Genomic DNA, 17,922 nt, shown 5'->3' on the forward strand with positions numbered 1-17,922 from the left:
CACCCCACAAGGCGCTCTTCCTCTTGGCGGAACCGAAAAATCCGCCCATGCTGCGCCCATGACAGCAAACCTGATAAGACGTCAGCTGACAAGACGTCACATACTCGGCATGGCCGCACTGCAGACCGCGGCCACCCTCGGCTTCACCCGCATCAGCCTGAAGTCGGCCCAAGCGGCGCAGCCCGACGCGGTCGAAACCGCCCCCGCCATCGTCGTGGGCACCGGATACGGCGGTGCCGTCGCCGCCCTCCGCCTGGCCCAGGCCGGTATCCGGACGCTCATGCTGGAGATGGGCCGGCTGTGGAACACCACCGGGACCGACGGCAGGATCTTCTGCTCCACCGCCGCCCCCGACCAGCGCTCCATGTGGTTCCGCACCCGCACCGAGGCCCCGCTCGCCGCGTTCCTCTGGCTGGACGTGGTCAACAAGGACATCAGTTCCTACCCCGGCGTCCTGGACCGCGTGCACTACGACAACATGTCCGTCTACGTCGGCCGCGGCGTCGGCGGCGGCTCCCTCGTCAACGGCGGCATGGCGGTCACGCCCCTGAGGTCCTACTTCACCGAGCAGTTCCCGACCGTGGACGCCGACGAGATGTACGGCACCTACTACCCCCGCGCCCGCGCCATGCTGGGCGTCAACACGATCGACCCGGCGTGGTTCGAGTCCACCGAGTGGTACCGGTTCACCCGCACCTCCCGCAAGGCCGCCGGCAACGCGGGCCTGAAGACGACCTTCGTGCCGAACGTCTACGACTTCGGCTACATGCAGCAGGAGGCCGCCGGTACGGCCACGAAGTCGGCGCTCGCCGGCGAGGTCATCTACGGCAACAACCACGGCAAGCGGAGCCTCGACAAGACCTATCTGGCCGCAGCCCTCGGCACCGGCAACGTCACCATCCACACCCTGGAGAGGGTGAGGTCCGTCAGCCGGGCGAGCGACGGGTCGTACGTCCTGACCGCCGACCGGATCGACGCCACCGGTGCGGTCGTCGAGACCAAGCAGTACAGCTGCAGGTACCTCTTCCTCGGCGGTGGCAGCCTCGGCACCACCGAACTCCTCGTCCGCGCCCGGGACACCGGCACCCTGCCCGACCTGAACTCCGCCGTGGGCGCGGGCTGGGGCACCAACGGCAACACCATGCTCGGCCGCGCCAACCACGTCTGGGACACCGTCGGCGCCAACGAGGCCACCATGCCGGTGATGGGCATCGACGACTGGGCCAACGCCGACAACCCGGTCTTCGCCGAGATCGCCCCGCTGCCCATGGGTTTCGAGCACTGGATCAGCCTGTACCTCGCGATCACCAAGAACCCCGAACGGGCCGCCTTCACCTACGACTCCGCCACCGGCGCGGTCAGGCTCGGCTGGACCGCGGCCCAGAGCGCGGTGTCGGTGAGCATGGCCAAGAAGCTGTTCGACCGGATCAACCTGGCCAACGCGACCATCTACCGCTACGACCTGTTCGGTCCGACCAGCAAGGTCTTCGCGGACGACTTCACCTACCACCCGCTGGGCGGCTGCGTCCTCGGCAGGGCCACCGACGACTACGGCCGGGTGAAGGGGTATCCACGGCTGTACGTCACCGACGGCTCGCTCGTGCCCGGCAACATCGGCGTGAACCCGTTCGTCACCATCACCGCGCTCGCCGAACGCACGATGGCGCGGGTCCTCGCCGAGGACACCGCGCCATGACGCTCTTCCAGGAAGGAGGCTACTTGGCGTAGATGGCCTCGATGTCGTTCGCGTAGTCCTTCGCCACCACGTTCCGCTTGAGCTTCAGCGACGGGGTGAGGTGGCCCGACTCCTCCGTGAACTGGGAGGACAGAATGCGGAACTTCCGCACCGATTCCGCCTTCGACACCGCGGCGTTGCCGTCGTCGACCGCCGCCTGGATCGCCGCCTGCAGATCCGGGTCGTCCTTCAGCGACGCCGCGGTGGCACCCGCCGGCTTGCCGTGCTCGGTGGCCCAGCGGCCCAGGAACTCCTCGTCGATGGTGACGAGCGCGCCCACGAACGGCCGTCCGTCGCCCACCACCATGCACTCCGCGACCAGCGCGTGCGCCCGGATGCGGTCCTCGATCACCGCCGGGGCCACGTTCTTGCCCCCGGCCGTGACGATGATCTCCTTCTTGCGGCCGGTGATCCTGAGGTAGCCGTCCTCGTCCAGGGTGCCGATGTCCCCGGTGTGGAACCAGCCGTCGGCCAGGGCCTCCGCCGTCGCGCCCGGGTTGTTCCAGTACTCCTTGAACAGGTGCTCGCCGTGCAGCAGCACCTCGCCGTCGTCCGCTATCCGGATCACCGAGCCGGGCAGCGGCTGGCCGACCGTGCCGATCTTCTGCCGGTCCCACGGGTTGAAGGCGGTGGCCGCACAGGACTCGGTCAGGCCGTAGCCCTCCAGTACGGTGAAGCCGATGCCCCGGAAGAAGTGGCCGAGCCGCTCGCCCAGCGGGGCACCGCCGGAGATGGCGTACTCGCCCCGGCCGCCGAGCACCGCGCGCAGCTTGCTGTAGACCAGCCTGTCGAAGACCTTGTGCTTGACCTTCAGCCCGAACGCCGGCCCGGACGGGCTGTCCAGCGCCTTGCTGTAGGCGATCGCCGTGTCCGCCGCCTTGTCGAAGATCGCGCCCTTGCCGTCCGCCTGCGCCTTGGCGCGCGCCGAGTTGTAGACCTTCTCGAAGACGCGCGGCACACCGAGGACCAGCGTCGGCCGGAAGGCGGCCAGCTCGTCGGTGAGGTGCTTGATGTCCGGGACGCAGCCCAGCTTGATGGGCGCCATCATCGGCGCGATCTGCACCAGCCGGCCGAAGACGTGGGCGAGCGGCAGGAAGAGCAGGACCGAGCACTCGCCGGTACGGAACAGCGGGCGCAGCCGCTCCACGATGTTGCCGCACTCGGCGAAGAAGCTGCGGTGGGTGAGCACACAGCCCTTGGGGCGGCCGGTGGTGCCGCTCGTGTACACGATGGTCGCCGGGTCGTCGGCCTTGGCGAGCGAGCTGCGCTCCTCGACGGTCTCGTCCGACACGTCCTGCCCGAGCCGCCCCAGCTCCTCCACGCCCCCGGCCTCGATCTGCCAGACGTGCTTGAGGGCGGGCAGCGACTCGCGCACCGACTCCACGGCCGCCGCGTGGTTGTCGAGCTCCACGATGCACGCGGTCGCGCCCGAGTCGGACAGGATCCACTGCACCTGCTCAGGCGAGCTGGTCTCGTACACCGGCACCGTGATCGCGCCGGCGCTCCAGATCGCGAAGTCCAGGAGCGTCCACTCGTACCGGGTGCGGGACATCAGGCCCACCCGGTCGCCCGGCTGCACCCCGGCGGCGATGAGACCCTTGGCGGCGGTGTGCACCTCGGCCAGGAACTCCCGGGCCGTCACGTCCTGCCAGGCACCGCCGGACTTGCGGGAGATGACGGCGACGTCGGGATGCTGCGCGGCGTTTCTGCGGACGATGTCGGTCAGATTGCCGTCCGCGGGGACCTCGTACAAAGCCGGAAGGCTGAACTCGCGCAAGACTGCTGCTCCTCATAGGGCGCCGGCGCCACGACACTGTGTGATGCGACGGTGCGGTCCAAGGCTCGGGCAGGTGCTCGGGAATTCAGCTGTTGAAATCCAGAGCACGACTGGACTGCCCGGACGTTACCCGCCGGTATGGCGTTCCCGACAGGGGGTCCCGGTGAGATGTTCGCTGCGTCACACATGTTGGCGTTCCTTCGCGCACAGTAGTCCACGGCTGAACCGACCGGCGAGTAACCGCAGGCGGGGCCGACACTGTTCACGCACAACCCACAGGCCTACCCTTGATCGCCATGGCATCCACACGCTCCGGCAACCGAAGGACGCGCGTGCACGTGGTCAGCGACGTGCACGGCAACGCCCGCGACCTGGCCCGGGCCGGTGACGGTGCCGACGCCCTGATCTGCCTGGGCGACCTCGTCCTCTTCCTCGACTACGCCGACCACTCGCGCGGCATCTTCCCCGACCTGTTCGGCGAGGAGAACGCCGACCGGATCGTCGAGCTGCGCACCGCCCGCCGCTTCGAGGAGGCCCGGGAGTTCGGCGCCCGGCTGTGGGGCGGCATCGGCACCGACCGGGCCACGGCCATCGAGAAGGCGGTGCGCAAGCAGTACGCCGAGCTGTTCGCCGCGTTCCCCACCCCGACGTACGCCACCTACGGCAACGTCGACATGCCGCCCCTGTGGCCGGAGTACGCCCGGCCCGGCACCACCGTCCTCGACGGCCAGCGGGTGGAGATCGGCGGCTGGACCTTCGGCTTCGTCGGCGGCGGCCTGCGGACGGCCATGCGGACGCCGTACGAGATCAGTGACGAGGAGTACGCGGCGAAGATCGAGGCCGTCGGCGAGGTCGACGTGCTGTGCACGCACATCCCGCCGGAGGTTCCCGAGCTGGTCTACGACACCGTCGCCCGCCGCTTCGAGCGCGGCAGCCGCGCCCTGCTGGCCGCGATCCGCCGCACCAGACCCCGCTACTCCCTCTTCGGCCACGTCCACCAGCCGCTCGCGCACCGGATGCGGATCGGTGCGACCGAGTGCGTGAACGTGGGCCACTTCGCCGGGACGGGCCGCCCCTGGGCGCTCGAATGGTGATCCGCAGGCCGGCGCCCGGTGCTGTGGGGGACATGGGGTGAAGGCGGCTGGTCGGCGGCGCGGTAGCCTTCACGCTGCACACACGTGCGCACGACGACCTCTGTACCGGCCCGCATCTGGAGGAGCCACGGCGATGGCGGAACACACCAGCTCGAGCATCACGATCGAGGCGGCACCGGCCGACGTCATGGAGGTGATCGCCGACTTCGCCCGCTACCCGGACTGGACGGGTGAGGTGAAGGAGGCGGAGGTCCTCAAGACCGACGACCAGGGCCGCGCCGAGCAGGTCCGCCTCGTCATGGACGCGGGGGCGATCAAGGACGACCAGACGCTCGCCTACACCTGGACCGGTGCCAACGAGGTCTCCTGGACCCTGGTCAAGTCCCAGATGCTCCGCTCCCTGGACGGTTCGTACCTCCTCAAGCCCAGCGGCCCCGGCGCCACCGAGGTCACCTACCTCCTGACGGTCGACGTCAAGATCCCCATGCTCGGCATGATCAAGCGCAAGGCGGAGAAGGTCATCATCGACCGCGCGCTCGCGGGTCTGAAGAAGAGGGTGGAGTCCGGGGAGAAGTAGTCACCCCGTTCGGACCCGGCGCACGACGGTACCGTTCACCCCCATGCGCACCATCCTGATCACGGGCCCAGGCGGCAGCGGTCGTACCACGATCGCCGCCGCCACCGCGCTCGCCGCCGCCCGCGAGGGCACCCGCACCCTCCTCCTCAGCGCCGACCGCACCGACACCCCGGGCGCCGCGCTGGGCTCCGCGACAGGACCGGCCCCCGCCGAGGCCGCCTCGAACCTCACCACCTGGCGCCCGGACGCCGCCGAACGGTTCCGTCAGGACCTCACCGCCTTCCAGAGCCGCGCGGCGAACGTCCTCGACCTCCTCGGCGCCGCCCGGCTGGACGCCGAGGAGGTCACCCCGCTGCCCGGCGCCGAGGAGCTGTCCTTCCTGCGCGCCCTGCGGGACGCCGCCCTCTCCGAGCGCTACGACCTCCTGGTCGTCGACCTCCCGCCCCTTCCTCAGGCCCTCGCCCTGCTCGCCCTCCCCGAGGAGCTGCACCGCTATCTGCGCCGTCTGCTCCCGCCCGAGCGGCAGGCGGCCCGTGCCCTGCGCCCGGTCCTCGGCCGGCTGGCCGGCGTCCCCATGCCCGCCGACTGGCTGTACGAGACCGCGGCCCGCTGGGACGTCGAACTGGGCGCCGTCGAGGCCGTCCTCACCGACCGGAGCACCGCCGTACGCCTGGTCGCCGAACCCGGCCCGGCCGGTGCCGACGCCGTACGCGCCGCCCGCCTCGGCCTCGCCCTGCGCGGCCTGCGGACCGAGGCCCTGATCGCCAACCGCACCCTCCCCGAGGCAGCCCCCGACAGCTGGCTGTCCTCCCTCCTCGCCCAGCAGCGCAAGACGCTCGCCGACTGGCAGGAGGAGCCGTACGGCGTCCACCCCGTCCCCCACCTCGGCCGCGACCCGCGCGGCACCGACGACCTCACCGCCCTCACCCTGCCCGCCGTCAACCCCTCACCCGCCCCGGTCGAGTGGCCCGTCGCCGACCGGATCGCCGAGGACGGCGTACTGGTCTGGCACATCCCGCTGCCCGGCGTGATACGGGAGGAGCTGGACCTGATCCGGCGGGGCGACGAACTCGTCATCACCGCGGGCCCCTTCCGCCGGCTCGTGCCGCTGCCGTCCGCCCTGCGCCGCTGCACCGTCGCCGGTGCCGCCCTCCGCGACGGTGAACTGCGCATCCGCTTCGCCCCGGACCCCGGCCTGTGGCCCGCCGGCGGACGGTGAACCGGATACGCCTGTTCGGGTAACGTCGTAAAGGCGAACCGTAGTCAGGAGTCCGCCATGAGCGAAGAGCGTCCCGCAGCCGACTCGTCCGAGGGACATGAGGAACAGGGGCGGGCGACCGACGCCGACGCCTGGGCCACGGCCTGCGCCGAGGACCTCGCCGCCGAGAAGGCCCGCCGCCGCGCCGAGTACGGCCCCGAGCCCGGCTCGGCCGCCGAGGAACTGAAGAAACTCGTGGACACGGTGGCCGACAAGCTGTCCGGCCTCTCGTCACCGCTCCTCGGCAGCCTTGCGGGGCCGGCCGCCCAGCAGGTGGTGCGCCAGGTTGTCCAGCAGGCCAAGGCCGCCGTCGAGCCCGTCGTGGACCGCAACCCGGACGTCTTCGACCACCTGGCCGCGGCCGGCGGTGAGCTGCTCGCCGCCTACCGCTCCGCCGTCCAGGCCCAGGAGCGCCGCTGGACCGCCCGCACCGCCGACGACCTCACCGGCAAGGGGCCGGACGGCCGGCGCGACGGGGGCGAGGGCACCGGCCCAGGGGAACGCATCGACCTGGACTGAAGCCCCCCTCCAGCAGGGCCTCGGGTACGGTTGGCCGTAGCGGGGCTCGACCGAAACTGAGGGATTCATGGGACTCACCATCGGCGTCGACATCGGCGGCACCAAGATCGCGGCCGGCGTGGTCGACGAGGAAGGCAACATCCTCTCGACCTTCAAGGTGCCGACCCCCACCACGCCCGAGGCCATCGTGGACGCCATCGCCTCGGCGGTGGAGGGTGCGCGTGCCGGACACGAGATCGTCGGCGTGGGCATCGGTGCGGCCGGTTACGTGAACCGGCAGCGCTCGACGGTGTACTTCGCGCCGAACATCGACTGGCGCCAGGAGCCGCTGAAGGAGAAGGTCGAGGCCCGCGTGGGCCTCCCGGTCGTGGTCGAGAACGACGCCAACGCCGCCGCCTGGGGCGAGTACAAGTTCGGCGCCGGCAAGGGCCACCGCAACGTCATCTGCATCACCCTCGGCACCGGCCTCGGCGGCGGCATCATCATCGGCAACAAGCTGCGCCGCGGTCACTTCGGGGTCGCGGCCGAGTTCGGCCACATCCGCATGGTGCCGGACGGCCTGCTGTGCGGCTGCGGCTCGCAGGGCTGCTGGGAGCAGTACGCCTCCGGCCGCGCCCTGGTCCGCTACGCCAAGCAGCGCGCCAACGCCACCCCCGAGAGCGCCGAGATCCTGCTCGGCCTCGGTGACGGCACCCCCGACGGCATCGAGGGCAAGCACATCTCCATGGCCGCCCGCCAGGGCGACCCGGTCGCCGTCGACTCCTACCGTGAGCTGGCCCGCTGGGCCGGCGCCGGCCTCGCCGACCTGGCCTCGCTCTTCGACCCGTCCGCGTTCATCGTCGGCGGCGGTCTCTCCGACGAGGGCGAGCTGGTCCTCGACCCGATCCGCAAGTCCTACAAGCGCTGGCTGGTGGGCGGCAACTGGCGCCCGGTGGCCGACGTGATCGCGGCCCAGCTCGGCAACAAGGCGGGCCTGGTGGGCGCGGCCGACCTGGCCCGGGAGCCCGACCCGATCATGTAGTGAGGCCGTACGAAGGTGCCCGCCGCGTCCGGTCCCGGGACGGGCGGGCATCGTCGTATGTTGATCGGCATGGCGACCAGCACGCTGCTTCCCAACTCCCGTACAGAACCCGACGGTTCCGCGGTCATCCGCGTCCTGAGCTACAACGTCCGCTCGATGCGCGACGACACCGACGCCCTAGCCCGGGTGATCACGGCCTGCGCCCCCGACCTGGTCCTGATCCAGGAAGCCCCCCGTTTCTTCCGCTGGCGCAAGAAGCTGGCCCGGCTGGCGGCGGCATCCGGCCAGGTCATCCTCACCGGCGGGGCCCCCGCAGCGGGCCCGGCGATCCTCTGCTCGCTGCGGGCCACGGTGGAGCGGACGGAAGACGTCCTGCTGCCCCTCACCCCCGGCCTGCACCGGCGCGGCTTCGCCACGGCGGTGATCCGCTTCGGCGGGGTCCGGCTGGGCGTGCTCAGCTGCCATCTGAGCCTGGAGAGCAAGGAGCGGTACGAGCAGGGCCGCATGCTCCTCGACCGGCTCGCCGGCCTGGGCGTGCAGCACGCCGTCGCCGGCGGCGACCTCAACGAGGGCCCCGACGGCCCCGCCTTCCGGCTGCTCTCCGCGAGCCTCCAGGACTGCCGGGCCGCGGCTCCCTGGGGCGGCGGGGACACCTGGCCGCACAGCGAGCCCCCGCAGCGCATCGACGCCGTCTTCGCGACGAAGGGCATCGAGGTCCTCGGCTGCGGGGTCCCGCTCGGCCAGCCGGGCGTCACCCGGGCCGACCTGAACGCGGCCACGGACCACCTCCCGGTCCTTGCGGCACTGCGGGTACCGGCGGCCTGAGTCCCGCTTGAACCAAGGAGGTGGGAGCCGGTCGCCCGCACCAGCCACGGACGGTGCCGCGCCAGTCCGGCGTGTAGAGCTCCGGCAGCTCAGGGTGTCGCGCGGCACGGGCTCACGAGAGGTGAGCCCCACGGAGCCTGGACAAAGTTCAGACCACGGCCCCGCGCCCGGGGTCGTCGTCCTCCTCGTCGCCCGTGCGCATGCGCATCACCAGCGTGGCGAAGCCGCCGAGGAAGCCCCCGATGCCGAGGGTCGTCAGCCACCAGGTCATCTCCCAGCCGAACAGCACCGCCAGCAGAAGCAGGACCGGCCCGCCGACCACACCCAGCCAGGCGAACTTCGCCGTGGTGTCGGCGGTCGGCAGCGGCGGCGGCTCCGGCGGTACGAAGTGACCCTCGTCGTCCTCGTCGAAGTCGTCCTCGGAGGGTTCCGGGGCCGTGTAGTCGCGCGGGCCCACACCGGGCGCGAACGAGACGGAGCTGCCCAGCGGCCGGACCGGTGCCTTGCCGGTGTCGCTCTCGCCGTCCTTCTCCGGCTCGGGCAGCACCAGGTCCTCCACCGGCTTGTAGGGCCTGGCGCCCGGCGGATCCGGCGGCTCCTCGCCGTACCCGGCGACGATGGCGCGCCAGACGGCGTCCTCGTCGAAGGGCACCTTCTGCTCGTCCGGCTCGCGGTCCTCGCGGTCGGACTCGTGCTCAGCCAACTGTGGCCGTCCCTTCCTCGCCGAGACTGGGTGCGAGCCGGCCGATGAAGGCAAGGCTCTTCTCGAAGACCCGGTCCGCATCCTCGTCCAACGTCGCCACGTGGTAGCTGTGTTCCAGCACGATCTCCGTCACGTCCGTGGACGACACCCGGCTCAGCACCCGCGCCGAGTCGGCCGCCGGGACGACATGGTCCTGCGCGCTGCGCAGCAGCAGCAGCGGCTGGGTGACCTGGGGCAGCTCGCCGTCCAGCCGGCGCAGGAACACCCGCAGCGAGTGCGCCGCGTGCAGGGGCACCCGGTCGTAGCCCAGCTCGGCGGCGCCCTCCTTCGCGATGTCGCTGGCGATGCCCTTCGTCGTGCGCACCAGGTGCCGGGCCACCGGAAGGGCGTACGCCGACAGGCCGTGCACCCTGTTCGCCGGGTTGACGGCCACGACGCCCCGCACCCGCTCGCCGTGCCGCGCCGCCAGCCTGAGCGCCAGGGCGCCGCCCATCGACAGGCCCGCGACGAACACCCGGGAGCAGCGCTCGGACAGGACGCGCAGCTCGCGGTCCACCTGCGCGTACCAGTCCTGCCAGCCGGTGAGCTGCATGTCCTCCCAGCGGGTGCCGTGGCCGGGCAGCAGCGGCAGCGACACTGTCAGGCCGTGCGCCGCGTGGTGCTCCGCCCAGGGGCGCAGCGACTGGGGTGAGCCGGTGAAGCCGTGGCAGAGGAGGACCCCCACTTCCCCGCCCTCGTGGCGGTACGGCTCGGCTCCGGGGAGGACCGGCACCTTTGACGCTCCTGTCTTCTGAAAGGGCCCCCACCGGTGGCCGGCAGAGGCGAGGGACAACGCGCGGATGTGGTTCACCGTACGCGACCGCACTGACACCGACCAGGGTCGTCGGGGCCATTGACGGTCCTCCGGGTTAAGGTCTGTTCGACGGAAACAGGAGGCACACGGGTGTTGTACGGGACGATGAAGGTCGCCATCGGCGGGCCGCTGAAGGTCGCCTTCAGGCCCTGGGTGGAAGGCCTGGAGAACGTACCTGCCGAGGGAGCCGCCATCCTGGCGAGCAATCACCTCTCCTTCTCGGACTCGTTCTTCCTGCCCGCGGTGCTGGACCGCAAGGTCACCTTCATCGCGAAGGCCGAGTACTTCACCACCCCGGGCGTCAAGGGGCGGCTGACGGCGGCCTTCTTCAAGGGTGTCGGACAGCTCCCGGTGGACCGGTCCGGGGCGCGCGGCGCCGGTGAGGCCGCGGTCAAGAGCGGCATAGAGGTGCTGGAGCGCGGCGAGCTCTTCGGCATCTACCCGGAGGGCACCCGCTCGCCCGACGGGCGGCTCTACCGGGGCAAGCCCGGCGGCCTCGCGCGCGTGGCGCTCGCCACGGGCGCTCCGGTCATCCCGGTGGCCATGATCGACACCGAGAAGATCCAGCCGCCCGGCAAGGTGATGCCGAAGCTGATGCGGCCCGGCATCCGGATCGGCAAGCCGCTGGACTTCAGCCGCTACCACGGCATGGAGCACGACCGCTTCGTCCTGCGCGCCGTGACCGACGAGGTCATGTACGAGATCATGAAGCTCTCCGGCCAGGAGTACGTCGACATCTACGCCACGGCGGCCAAGCGGCAGATCGCGGAGGCGGCGAAGGTGGCCAAGGAAGCCGAGAAGGCCAGGGAAGCGGAGAAGAAGGCGCAGGGGTAGGCGGGGAGCCGGGGGAATCGGGGGGCCGGGGGACATGCCCGAGCGCGAGCGCGTCATGAGGATGTCGGTCGAGCTGCCGCTGTGGCGCGCGCTCACCGGCTACCGCGTGCTGACCATGCTGTACGCCATCGGCCTGTGCGCCACCGCGTACTCCCGTTTCGTCCGCCCCTGGGTCGCCGTCGCCTACTTCGCCGTCCTGTTCGTGTGGACCCTCGCCACCCTGCCCTGGGTGCGCAACGCGGCGAGCTGCACCAGGCGTTTCCTGGCCACCGACCTGACCGTCGCCCTCGTCGGCATCCTGCTCACACCGCTCGCCGACAACCATGAGCGGATCATGAGCGGCGGCCCCACCCTGCCGTCGATATGGACCGCCGGCTCGGTACTGGCCTTCGCCCTCAAGGGCGGCTGGCGCTGGGCGGCCGCCGCCTCCACGGCCGTGGCCGCCGTGAACCTGGTCGAGCGGGGCACCCCCGCCCGGGACACCGTGCACAACGTGATCCTGGTCTGGGTGGCCTCGATCGCCATCGGCTACGTCGTGGAGGTCGCCCGCGCCTCCGAGCGCACCCTGGCCCGCGCGCTGGAGATCGAGGCCGCGACCCGGGAGCGCGAGCGGCTGGCCCGGGACATCCACGACGGCGTGCTCCAGGTGCTGGCGATGGTGCAGCGGCGCGGCGCGGTCATCGGCGGCGAGGCGGCGGAGCTGGGACGGCTCGCCGGGGAGCAGGAAGTGGCCCTGCGCACCCTGGTCTCCGGCGGTCTGGTGCCGGTCTCCCGGGTGTCGGAGGACGCCTCGGCCGGAGCGGTCGTACGGGTCGTCGAGGAGCCGTACGAGGACGAACCGGACGGCCCGCTCGATCTGCGCTCCCTGCTGGCGCCGTACGCGGGCGCCCGGGTGAGCCTGGCCGAGCCCGGTGCGCCGGTCGAGCTGCCCCGGCCGGCCGCCCGGGAGCTGGCGGCCGCGGTCGGCGCCGCCCTGGACAACGTCCGCAGATACGCCGGGGACGGGGCCCGGGCCTGGATCCTGGTCGAGGACGAGCCGGACGAAATCGTCGTGACCGTCCGGGACGACGGCCCCGGCATCCCCGAGGGCCGGCTCGCCCAGGCCGAGGGCGAGGGCAGGCTCGGTGTGGCCCAGTCGATCCGGGGGCGGCTGCGCGACCTGGGCGGCAGCGCCGACCTCGTCTCCGTGCCCGGGCAGGGCACGGAAGTGGAACTGAAGGTACCGAAGGGCGCCGGACGGGCGCGGGGGAAGAAGGCGGGGCAGCGATGAGCGAGCAGCAGGACCCGATCAAGGTCATGGTGGTCGACGACCACCCGATGTGGCGCGACGCGGTCGCCCGGGACCTTTCCGAGTCCGGCTTCGAGGTGGTCGCCACCGCCGGCGACGGCGAGCAGGCGGTGCGCCGCGCCAAGGCCGCCGCCCCCGACGTCCTCGTGCTGGACCTCAACCTGCCCGCCAAGCCCGGCGTCCAGGTGTGCAAGGAACTGGTCGGCCACAACCCGGCGTTGCGCGTCCTGGTCCTGTCGGCGAGCGGTGAGCACGCCGACGTGCTGGAGGCCGTGAAGTCCGGCGCGACCGGCTATCTGCTGAAGTCGGCCTCCACCGGGGAACTGCTGGACGCCGTGCGCCGTACCGCCGTCGGCGACCCCGTGTTCACGCCCGGCCTCGCCGGTCTGGTCCTCGGCGAGTACCGCCGCCTGGCCGCCGAGCCCACGCCCGCGCCCGACACGGACGAGCCGGGTGCGCCCCGGCTGACGGACCGCGAGACGGAGGTGCTGCGGCTGGTCGCCAAGGGCCTGAGCTACAAGCAGATCGCCGAACGCCTCGTCATCTCCCACCGCACGGTCCAGAACCACGTGCAGAACACCCTCGGCAAGCTGCAACTGCACAACAGGGTCGAGCTGGTGCGGTACGCGATAGAGCGCGGCCTCGACGACGAGTGACCCGTTCAACTGAATTGCCCTTCATGCCTCTCGCTGTGTGACGTGAATCACCATTAGCGTGACCATTCGTCAGGCAACTGCGGCGAAGGGACATTTCATGCGGGTCGGAGTACTCACCGGAGGCGGCGACTGCCCCGGGCTCAACGCCGTCATCCGGGCCATCGTCCGCAAGGGCGTGCAGGAGTACGGCTATGACTTCGTCGGCTTCCGGGACGGCTGGCGCGGACCTCTCGAAGGCGACAGCGTGCGCCTCGACATCCCGGCCGTGCGCGGCATCCTGCCGCGCGGCGGCACCGTTCTCGGCTCCTCGCGCACCAACCCCCTCAAGGTGGAGAACGGCATCCGCCGTATCAAGGAGAACCTCGCCAAGCAGGAGATCGACGCCCTCGTCACGATCGGCGGCGAGGACACGCTGGGGGTCGCCGCGAGGCTGTCCGACGAGTACGGCGTGCCGTGCGTCGGCGTACCCAAGACGATCGACAACGACCTGTCCGCCACCGACTACACCTTCGGCTTCGACACCGCGGTCGGTATCGCCACGGAGGCCATCGACCGCCTGCACACCACCGCCGAGTCCCACATGCGGGTCCTCGTCTGCGAGGTGATGGGCCGGCACGCCGGCTGGATCGCCCTCCACTCCGGTCTCGCCGGCGGTGCCAACGTCATCCTCATCCCCGAGCAACGCTTCGACCTCGACCAGGTGTGCGCCTGGATCACCTCCCGGTTCAAGGCGTCGTACGCACCGATCGTGGTCGTCGCGGAAGGCGCGATGCCAAAGGACGGGGACGCGGTCCTGAAGGACGAGTCGCTCGACTCCTTCGGGCACGTCCGCCTGTCCGGCATCGGCGAATGGCTGGCGAAGGAGATCGAGAAGCGCACCGGCAAGGAGTCCCGCACCACCGTCCTCGGCCACATCCAGCGCGGCGGCACGCCCAGCGCCTTCGACCGCTGGCTCGCCACCCGCTTCGGCCTGCACGCCATCGACTGCGTCCACGACCGCGACTTCGGCACCATGGTCGCCCTGCGCTCCACCGACATCGTCCGCGTCCCGCTCGCCGAGGCCACGGCCCGGCTGAAGACGGTGGACCCGAAGCTCTACGAAGAGGCCGGCGTGTTCTTCGGCTGACGCGCCGACGCCGACGCCGACGCCGGCCCGGCACCGCGTGGCCATGGGCCGTACCCGCGGCCCATGGCCCCCTGCGACAGGCTTCGACGGACTCATGGGCCGCGACATGCACGGGCGCACGCGACGTCCTGGACTACACGGCCGGCCGCCGCTCGGAGAACGTGCTCGTCCCGCGCAGCTGACCCACCAGTTCCCGTACGACCGCGGCGCCGCGCAGGCTGAGGACCGACTCCGGGTGGAACTGCACGCCCGCGAAGCCCGGCCCGCGCAGCGCGTGCACCTCCGCGTTGGCCGCGCGGCTCACCTCGACGCCGTGCGCGGCCAGCTCCCGGGCCGCCTCGTCGTCGCAGCGGGCGACGAAGCTGTTGTAGAAGCCGACGGTCTCGGCCCGCCCGAACAGGTCGATCGTGGTCTGCGCCCCCTGGTACGGCACCTCCTTGCGGACGATGTCCAGGCCCAGCTCGGCCGCGATCAGCTCATGGCCCAGGCAGACACCCAGCACCCCGTGCCGGTGCTCCCTGATCACCGTGGCGGTCAGTTCCCGCAGGAACCGCATCTTCGGGTCGGCGAGGTCCGTCGGGTCGCCCGGACCGGGACCGAGCACCAGCGGGCCCCCGTGCGCGCGCACGGCCGCCCGCAGCCCCGGCTCGTCGTACCGCCGTACGGTCACGTCCAGGCCGGCCGAGCGCAGCACGTGCGCCAGCATCGCGGTGAAGGTGTCCTCGCCGTCGACGACGAGGGCGTGTCCGGTCAGCTCCTGGGCCGGCTCCTGCATCCGCAGCCAGAACGGCGCGAGCGCGGCCCGCCGCCCGTCCAGCGCCGCCCGCACCCGGGGGTCGTCGGCCAGCCGGGGCCGTTCCCGCTCCTCGCGGGGCCGGGACGGCCCCACCCCGAGGGCCGCCAGTACGCCCGCCGCCTTGGCGTGCGTCTCGGCGACCTCGCCCGCCGGGTCCGAGCCGCGCACCAGCGTGGCGCCGACCGGAACGCGCAGGTGCCCCCCGGCGGAGATGTCGGCGGTGCGGATCAGGATGGGGGAGTCCAGGGTCTGCGCACCGCCGGAGTCCCGGCCGAGCAGGGCCAGCGCCCCCGCGTAGTAGCCACGGCCCGCACCGTCGCGCCCGAGGGGCTCGTACCGCTCGATGACCCGGCACGCGTTCTGCACCGGCGACCCGGTGACCGTCGCCGCGAACATGGTCTCCTTCAGCACCTCCCGCACGTCCAGGGAGGACTTCCCGCGCAGCTCGTACTCGGTGTGCGCGAGGTGCGCCATCTCCTTCAGCCGCGGCCCGACGACGACCCCGCCCCTGTCGCCGACGGTGCACATCATCTTCAGCTCCTCGTCGACGACCATCGACAGCTCCTCGGTCTCCTTGCCGTCGGCGAGGAAGTCCAGCAGGTGCTCGGGCGTCGGGCCGTCGGCGGGATAGCGGTACGTCCCGCTGATCGGGTTCATCACGACCGTGCCGCCCGACATCCGGACGTGCACCTCGGGGCTGGCCCCGACCAGGGTGCGGTCCCCGGTGTGCACGACGAAGGTCCAGTAGGCGCCGCGCTCGCCCTCCAGCAGCCGCCGGAACAGCGCGAGCGCGTCGGCCCGGCCGAACCCCGGGATCTCGCCCTCGTAGGTGCGCCGGATCACGAAGTTCGCGCCCTCGCCCCGGCCGATCTCCTCCGCCAGCACCCGCCCGACGATCTCGCCGTACTCCTCGTCACCGACGTCGAAGCCGCCGCCCTCGACGCGCACCTGGTGTGCCGGGAGCCGCGACAGCGCCGTGCCGAGCGGGATCTCGTACGACTCCTCGGGGGTCAGTACCAGCAGCGGGGTGCCGTCGTCGCGGACGTCGAAGCCGCGCTCGCGGATCTGCCGGAACGGGACCAGCGCGAGGCCCTCGCCGGGCAGGTCGGCGAGCCGGTCGCGGCTGCTCACCGGGCCGATCAGCACCTCGACCGGGTGCTCGTCGCGGCCCGGGGTACGACGGCGCAGCAGGGCGAACGGGCGGTCGTCGTGCAGCAGCTGTGCCAGGTCCATGGGTCCTCTTCCGTCGATGTCGGTGAGGAACGACCCCGGACACGCCGAAGGCCGCCCCTCGGGCGGCCTTCGCGAAGTCTTGCGTACGCGCAGTCAGTGGGCCGCCGGAGAAGCGGTCCACCACCAGTTCTGGATCGAAAGCGCGAACATGGCAGGAACCCTACCGCACCCGTCCCCCGTCCACAGGACAAGCGCGGCGTCTCACTCTTCGAGCCAGGGGAGGGGGCATGCGACACGACCCCGTAATGTTTACCGGGTGACCGTGAACGCTAAGACCAGCCCGAGCGCTGGCAACACCTGGCGCAACCTGCCCGCGGCGCAGCAGCCCGAGTACCCCGACCCCGAGGCTCTGCGCGCAGTGATCGCGGACCTCGAGTCGTATCCGCCGCTCGTCTTCGCGGGCGAGTGCGACCAGCTGCGCGCCCGGATGGCGGCCGTCGCCAAGGGAGAGGCGTTCCTCCTCCAGGGCGGCGACTGTGCCGAGGCCTTCGACGCGGTGTCCGCCGATCACATCCGCAACAAGCTCAAGACGCTGCTCCAGATGGGCGCCGTCCTGACCTACGCCGCCTCGGTGCCGGTGGTGAAGGTCGGCCGCATCGCCGGGCAGTACTCCAAGCCCCGCTCCAAGCCGACCGAGACCCGCGACGGCGTGACGCTGCCGACCTACCGGGGCGACTCCGTCAACGGCTTCGACTTCACCGAGGCCACCCGCGTCCCGGACCCCGAGCGCCTCAAGCGCATGTACCACGCGTCGGCGTCCACGCTGAACCTGGTGCGCGCCTTCACCACCGGCGGTTACGCGGACCTGCGCCAGGTGCACGCCTGGAACCAGGACTTCGTGAAGACCTCCCCGTCCGGCCAGCGCTACGAGCAGCTCGCCCGGGAGATCGACAACGCGCTGAACTTCATGCGGGCCTGCGGCACCGACCCGGAGGAGTTCAAGACCGTCGAGTTCTTCTCGTCGCACGAGGCGCTGCTGCTGGACTACGAGTCCGCCCTGACCCGGGTCGACTCGCGCACCGGCAAACTGTACGACGTCTCCGCGCACATGGTGTGGATCGGCGAGCGCACCCGGCAGCTGGACGGGGCGCACATCGAGTTCGCCTCGCGCATTCGCAACCCGCTCGGCATCAAGCTCGGCCCGACGACGACGGCCGAGGAGGCGCTGAAGTACGTCGACCGCCTCGACCCCGAGCGGGAGCCGGGCCGGCTGACCTTCATCGTCCGGATGGGCGCCGACAAGATCCGCGACCGGCTCCCGGAGCTGGTGGAGAAGGTCACGGCGTCCGGCGCGACGGTCGCCTGGGTGACCGACCCGATGCACGGCAACACCTTCGAGGCGGCCTCCGGGCACAAGACCCGCCGCTTCGACGACGTGCTCGACGAGGTCAAGGGCTTCTTCGAGGTCCACAAGGAGCTCGGCACCCACCCGGGCGGCATCCACGTGGAGCTGACCGGCGACGACGTCACCGAGTGCGTGGGCGGTGGCGACGAGATCTTCGTCGACGACCTGCACCAGCGCTACGAGACCGCCTGCGACCCCCGGCTGAACCGCAGCCAGTCGCTGGACCTGGCGTTCCTCGTCGCGGAGATGTACCGGGACCAGTGACCGGTCACCCGTAGTCGC

At 71.5% G+C, this 17,922-nt stretch carries 17 protein-coding genes; 12 read left to right on the plus strand and 5 right to left on the minus strand.

Translation table 11 applies throughout. The features are described 5' to 3' along the window. Positions 1-58 precede the first annotated feature (58 nt). Positions 59-1,696 (plus strand): GMC oxidoreductase, encoded by a 1,638-nt coding sequence (locus tag ACZ7HQ_RS03905; RefSeq protein WP_470984262.1) that lies wholly within the window; start codon positions 59-61, stop codon positions 1,694-1,696. A 19-nt stretch (positions 1,697-1,715) separates the two neighbouring features. Here the strand turns inward: ACZ7HQ_RS03905 and ACZ7HQ_RS03910 are convergent, their stop codons facing one another. Then, positions 1,716-3,512, minus strand: a complete 1,797-nt coding sequence (locus tag ACZ7HQ_RS03910) for an AMP-dependent synthetase/ligase (RefSeq protein ID WP_470984265.1) — start codon at positions 3,510-3,512, stop codon at positions 1,716-1,718. 296 nt (positions 3,513-3,808) lie between these two features. Here ACZ7HQ_RS03910 and ACZ7HQ_RS03915 point away from each other — a divergent pair, with 296 nt between their 5' ends. The 6 genes from ACZ7HQ_RS03915 (at position 3,809) to ACZ7HQ_RS03940 (ending at position 8,806) form a co-directional block, all read left to right on the plus strand. Next, on the plus strand, positions 3,809-4,606 hold the full coding sequence (locus ACZ7HQ_RS03915) for a metallophosphoesterase family protein (protein ID WP_470984266.1): 798 nt from the start codon (positions 3,809-3,811) through the stop codon (positions 4,604-4,606). A gap of 133 nt (positions 4,607-4,739) precedes the next feature. Continuing rightward, the gene (locus tag ACZ7HQ_RS03920; protein WP_470984269.1) at positions 4,740-5,183 is read left to right on the plus strand and encodes an SRPBCC family protein; all 444 of its coding nucleotides are present in this window, start codon (positions 4,740-4,742) and stop codon (positions 5,181-5,183) included. A 43-nt stretch (positions 5,184-5,226) separates the two neighbouring features. Further along, positions 5,227-6,402, plus strand: coding sequence for an ArsA family ATPase (locus tag ACZ7HQ_RS03925; protein WP_470984270.1), 1,176 nt, complete (start codon positions 5,227-5,229; stop codon positions 6,400-6,402). 57 nt (positions 6,403-6,459) lie between these two features. After that, the gene (locus tag ACZ7HQ_RS03930) at positions 6,460-6,960 is read left to right on the plus strand and encodes a DUF5304 domain-containing protein (RefSeq protein ID WP_470984273.1); all 501 of its coding nucleotides are present in this window, start codon (positions 6,460-6,462) and stop codon (positions 6,958-6,960) included. Positions 6,961-7,027: 67 nt separating this feature from the next. Then, positions 7,028-7,981: an ROK family glucokinase gene (locus ACZ7HQ_RS03935; RefSeq protein WP_360088034.1), complete on the plus strand. Its 954-nt coding sequence runs from the start codon at positions 7,028-7,030 to the stop codon at positions 7,979-7,981. A 69-nt stretch (positions 7,982-8,050) separates the two neighbouring features. After that, positions 8,051-8,806 carry an endonuclease/exonuclease/phosphatase family protein gene (locus ACZ7HQ_RS03940; RefSeq protein ID WP_470984275.1) on the plus strand — a complete coding sequence of 252 codons (756 nt, stop codon included), beginning with the start codon at positions 8,051-8,053 and terminating at the stop codon, positions 8,804-8,806. Positions 8,807-8,954: 148 nt separating this feature from the next. On the opposite strand, the gene ACZ7HQ_RS03945 is transcribed toward ACZ7HQ_RS03940, so the two are convergent. Together ACZ7HQ_RS03945 and ACZ7HQ_RS03950 are read right to left on the minus strand one after the other, a co-directional pair. Continuing rightward, positions 8,955-9,509: a hypothetical protein gene (locus tag ACZ7HQ_RS03945; protein WP_470984278.1), complete on the minus strand. Its 555-nt coding sequence runs from the start codon at positions 9,507-9,509 to the stop codon at positions 8,955-8,957. Further along, the gene (locus ACZ7HQ_RS03950) at positions 9,502-10,281 is read right to left on the minus strand and encodes an alpha/beta hydrolase (RefSeq protein WP_470984280.1); all 780 of its coding nucleotides are present in this window, start codon (positions 10,279-10,281) and stop codon (positions 9,502-9,504) included. Before ACZ7HQ_RS03950 ends, ACZ7HQ_RS03945 begins: the two co-directional genes overlap by 8 nt. A 174-nt stretch (positions 10,282-10,455) precedes the next feature. Between ACZ7HQ_RS03950 and ACZ7HQ_RS03955 the strand changes: the two genes are divergently transcribed. The 4 genes from ACZ7HQ_RS03955 (at position 10,456) to ACZ7HQ_RS03970 (ending at position 14,266) form a co-directional block, all read left to right on the plus strand. After that, the gene (locus tag ACZ7HQ_RS03955; protein WP_470985199.1) at positions 10,456-11,196 is read left to right on the plus strand and encodes a lysophospholipid acyltransferase family protein; all 741 of its coding nucleotides are present in this window, start codon (positions 10,456-10,458) and stop codon (positions 11,194-11,196) included. A gap of 34 nt (positions 11,197-11,230) precedes the next feature. After that, entirely contained in the window at positions 11,231-12,466 is a 1,236-nt protein-coding gene (gene macS / locus ACZ7HQ_RS03960; RefSeq protein WP_470984282.1) for a MacS family sensor histidine kinase, read from the plus strand. Next, the gene (locus tag ACZ7HQ_RS03965; RefSeq protein WP_470984285.1) at positions 12,463-13,140 is read left to right on the plus strand and encodes a response regulator; all 678 of its coding nucleotides are present in this window, start codon (positions 12,463-12,465) and stop codon (positions 13,138-13,140) included. The genes macS and ACZ7HQ_RS03965 overlap by 4 nt, the downstream gene beginning before the upstream one ends. Positions 13,141-13,237: 97 nt before the next feature. Continuing rightward, on the plus strand, positions 13,238-14,266 hold the full coding sequence (locus ACZ7HQ_RS03970) for a 6-phosphofructokinase (protein WP_470984287.1): 1,029 nt from the start codon (positions 13,238-13,240) through the stop codon (positions 14,264-14,266). Positions 14,267-14,399: 133 nt separating this feature from the next. Here ACZ7HQ_RS03970 and ACZ7HQ_RS03975 read toward each other — a convergent pair whose 3' ends face one another. Further along, entirely contained in the window at positions 14,400-16,295 is a 1,896-nt protein-coding gene (locus ACZ7HQ_RS03975; protein ID WP_470984288.1) for an anthranilate synthase family protein, read from the minus strand. Positions 16,296-16,388: 93 nt separating this feature from the next. Further along, positions 16,389-16,445 (minus strand): trp operon leader peptide, encoded by a 57-nt coding sequence (locus ACZ7HQ_RS03980; protein ID WP_073894098.1) that lies wholly within the window; start codon positions 16,443-16,445, stop codon positions 16,389-16,391. A gap of 106 nt (positions 16,446-16,551) precedes the next feature. On the opposite strand from ACZ7HQ_RS03980, the gene ACZ7HQ_RS03985 reads away from it, so the two are divergent. After that, complete coding sequence (locus ACZ7HQ_RS03985; RefSeq protein WP_470984290.1) at positions 16,552-17,904, plus strand: class II 3-deoxy-7-phosphoheptulonate synthase; 1,353 nt, start codon at positions 16,552-16,554, stop codon at positions 17,902-17,904. Positions 17,905-17,922: the final 18 nt, after the last annotated feature.

This window comes from Streptomyces sp. NPDC037290 (genome assembly GCF_055603245.1).